Source organism: Nostocoides sp. (assembly GCF_035343835.1).
GTDB lineage: Bacteria > Actinomycetota > Actinomycetes > Actinomycetales > Dermatophilaceae > Nostocoides_A > Nostocoides_A vanveenii.
Window position 1 is genome coordinate 1 of record NZ_DAOQZV010000091.1, and the last position, 3,549, is coordinate 3,549.

Annotated in this window: 4 protein-coding genes; 2 read left to right on the forward strand and 2 right to left on the reverse strand. The window is 69.1% G+C overall.

Annotated elements, in window-relative coordinates:
- The coding region (locus tag PKH97_RS08255) for a DEAD/DEAH box helicase (protein WP_324386929.1) at positions 1-703 on the reverse strand (703 nt) is incomplete at its 3' end.
- A 159-nt stretch (positions 704-862) separates the two neighbouring features.
- Here PKH97_RS08255 and PKH97_RS08260 point away from each other — a divergent pair.
- Both PKH97_RS08260 and PKH97_RS08265 read left to right on the forward strand, forming a co-directional pair.
- Entirely contained in the window at positions 863-1,993 is a 1,131-nt protein-coding gene (locus PKH97_RS08260) for a GNAT family N-acetyltransferase (RefSeq protein WP_324386930.1), read from the forward strand.
- A 141-nt stretch (positions 1,994-2,134) separates the two neighbouring features.
- Entirely contained in the window at positions 2,135-2,401 is a 267-nt protein-coding gene (locus PKH97_RS08265) for a lamin tail domain-containing protein (RefSeq protein WP_324386939.1), read from the forward strand.
- Here PKH97_RS08265 and PKH97_RS08270 read toward each other — a convergent pair.
- Positions 2,377-3,549: crosslink repair DNA glycosylase YcaQ family protein (locus PKH97_RS08270; protein WP_324386931.1), on the reverse strand; the 1,173-nt coding region annotated here is incomplete at its 5' end. The genes PKH97_RS08265 and PKH97_RS08270 overlap by 25 nt on opposite strands.

A 3,549-nucleotide genomic window follows, 5' to 3' on the forward strand; every position in this document is an offset into this window, starting at 1 on the left:
ACCACTTGGTCGCCTGGTCGGCCGGCCCGGAGATGATCAGCGGCGTGCGGGCCTCGTCGATGAGAATGGAGTCGACCTCGTCGACGATGGCGAAGTTGTGGCCGCGCTGGACGAGCTCGTCGGTCGACCAGGCCATATTATCGCGCAGATAGTCGAAGCCGAACTCGTTATTGGTGCCATAGGTGATGTCCTTGGCGTATTCGGCGCGGCGCTGCTCAGGCGTCATGTCCGAGAGGATGCAGCCGGTCTCCAGGCCGAGCATGCGGTGCACGCGACCCATCAACTCGGACTGGTATTCCGCCAGATAGTCGTTGACCGTGACGACGTGCACGCCCTTGCCTGCGAGCGCGTTCAGATAAGACGGCAAGGTCGCGACGAGGGTCTTGCCCTCACCGGTCTTCATCTCGGCGACATTGCCCATGTGCAGCGCGGCGCCACCCATGATCTGGACGTCGAAGTGCCGCTTGCCGAGGGTCCGCTTGGACGCCTCGCGGACCGCCGCGAAGGCCTCGGGCAGGATGCTGTCGAGACTCTCACCCTTGGCGATGCGCTCGCGGAAGAGATCGGTCTCGCCGCGCAATTCTTCGTCGGTCATCTTCTCGAAGTCCTCTTCGAGGGCGTTGACCGCGGCGGCGATGCCTTCGAGGCGCTTGACCACACGGGATTCACCGGCGCGCAACAAGCGCTCGAACAACTTGGGCACGGAGGAACTCCTGACATAGCGACCTGGAACCCGACCAGACTAATCGAGGCCGAGCTCCCTTCCCCAACGTGCCGGGACGGGGGCACGTTCCGGGAGGGAACGGCATACGGGCGGGCAATGCGGTGGCCGCGCGCATCGCGCGCAGGTGAGGATTGCCGTATGCCGTTCCCCGCCAGTGTCCCCGAACTCACCGACGACGTGGTGCTGCTGCGCGCCCACCGCCCCACCGATGCCGACGGCATCGTCGGACAGTCGAACGACCCCGCCTCGATGCGATGGACGACGGTGCCGCGCCCGTATGCCGTCAAGCAAGCGCAGGAGTTTCTCGCATCGATCGAGGCCGGGTGGAACGCGGGCGAGGGCAATCTGCACTGGGCCATCTGCGAGGTCAGCGCTCCCGAGCGCTATCTCGGGACCATCGACCTGCGCGAGCGGCCGGGCGGCACGGCCGAGGTCGGGTTCGGCCTGCACCCGGACGGCCGTGGCCGCGGCGTGATGGCGCGGGCCGTGCGGCTGCTGGCATGCCACTACTTCACCGAGCGCGGTGGGCGGCGGCTGTATTGGTATGCCGAGCGCGGCAACTGGGCATCCTGGCGGGTCGCCTGGGCGTGCGGCTTCCAGCATCACGGGCTGTTGCCGCTGAAACTCGCGGGGTTGGCGGACGTGCCGGGCGATCCGGCGCGCGACGGCTGGGTCGCCAGCGTCGGGGCCGAGGACGATCTCGGCCGGCCGGCCGCGCCGTGGTACGTGCCCCCCGTTCTCGACGGCGACGGCATCCGGCTGCGGCCCTGGCGGGACTCGGACAGCGAGAGCGTGGAATCGGCAGACCACCCGGCCCATTTCGTGCCGGCGGGGGCGATCCCGACGCCGGAGAATTGGGCCGCGTGGTTCGAGCGGCGGCTCGGAGTCATGTCGCGGGGCACGAGCGTCAACTGGTGCATCGCGGATGCGCGCAGCGATCGGGCGCTGGGCGAGGCGCTGGTGTTCGTCCATGACGGGTCGCTGGACGCGGCGGACACGGCCGAGTTGGGCTATTACCTGTTTCCGTCGACGCGGGGCCGGGGCGCGGCAAAGGAGGCGGCCCGGCTCGCCACGGCGCACGCCTTCACGCCGCGCGAGGCGGGCGGCCTCGGTCTGCGGCGTCTGGTCGCCGAGACCGCCGCCGACAATGCGGCGAGCAATGCCGTCCTCGAATCAGCGGGCTTCACGCGCTGGGGGCACGAAGCGGCCGCCACGGCGCCCGACGGCAGCATCGGCCCGGCCGACCACTGGGAGCGGCTAGCTCCGTAGGCGAGGCGTACGTGGCAGCCTGAGCGTGGTGACCAACTCCGCGTCGGCCGGCGACTGGTCAGCGGCATTCCTACGCGTGGATAACATGTCCAGGTATCTCCGCCCGGCAGCAACTCCAGCCTCAACGCCGAATAGGTCACGATCGTCAACAACACCGGTTCCACGCTCTCGCTGAACGGGTGGACGCTACGCGACAAAAGCAACCACGTGTTCACGTTCCCGAGCTTCTCGCTGCGCGCGGGCAGCTACGTCAAGTCGGGGAAGGGCACCAACAGCTCGTCCTCGATCTACTGGCAGCAGTCCTGGTACGTCTGGAACAACTCCGGCGACTCGGCCTACCTGCGGGACAGCAAGCGCACGCTGAAGGACTCCTGCACCTGGGGTTACGCGATCACGACGTCCTGCTGACGCCCAGGGAGGGCGAGGAAAGTGGCGAGCAGGTCGAGCTCCGCCACCAACTCGGCCCGGTCGGCCGGCCCGCCGCGGCCGGGCTCCCACGTCAACCGTTGGACGCGAAGCACACCGGCGGCCCGGTCGGACTTCAAGTCCACTCGCGCGACCAGCTCGTCGCCCAGGAGGAAAGGCAGCACGTAGTAGCCGTGCACGCGCTTCGGCGCCGGGACGTAGATCTCCAGCCGGTAATCGAAGCCGAAGATCGCCGCCACTCGATCCCGTTGCCAGACAAGGGAATCGAAGGGTGAGAGCAACGCCCGGGCGGTGATCGCCCGCGGCCGGCGCGCGTCGCGATGGACGTATGCCGGCCGCCGCCACCCCTCGACGGACGCCGGCACGAGCGTCCCCTCCCCCACCAGGCGTTCCACGGCCGCCGCTGCCGGCGCCGGTGGGATGCGGAAGTAGTCGCGCAGGCACTGCAGGCTCCCGACGCCATGCGCGCGGGCGGCGATCTCGATCAGCCGCGTGATCGCGACATCGTGGGCCGGGCGGCCGGCCGGGTCGGTCGCCGAGCGCATGCCGGGCGGCAGGACGCGGTGGAGCGCGTCATACCGGCGCTCGAATTGCGTTGTGCGACCGGCAGATCCGATGTCACCAGCCCAGAAGAGATGCTCCAGGGCGTTCTTGACCAGTGACCAGTTCCAGCCCCACTCGCTCCTCGACCGGGGCACGTCGTGCGCCAGCGCGACCTCGGTCTCGCGCGAGGTCATCGGCCCGTGTCGCTCGATCTCGGCCCGCACCGCTGCGACCAGGCCGGGATGCTCGCGCTCGACGCGCTGCATCCCGCCCCACGAGTCGGTCTTGGCGCGCTGCATGCGGAAGTCCAGCAGCGGCCACGTGCTTGGCGGGATCAGGCTCGCCTCGTGCGCCCAATACTCCACCAGCCGCCGGGGCGCGCGATCACGGATGCGATCGAGGAGGGTCGCGTCATACGGACCGAGCCGGGAGAAGAAGGGCAGGTAGTGGCTGCGGGCGAGCACATTGACGCTGTCGATCTGGATCACGCCGACGGTGTCGATCACGCGTTGCACATCGCGCAACGGAGTCGCCGACACACCACGCGGCCGACCAAATCCTTGGGCGGCCAACGCGATTCGCCGTGC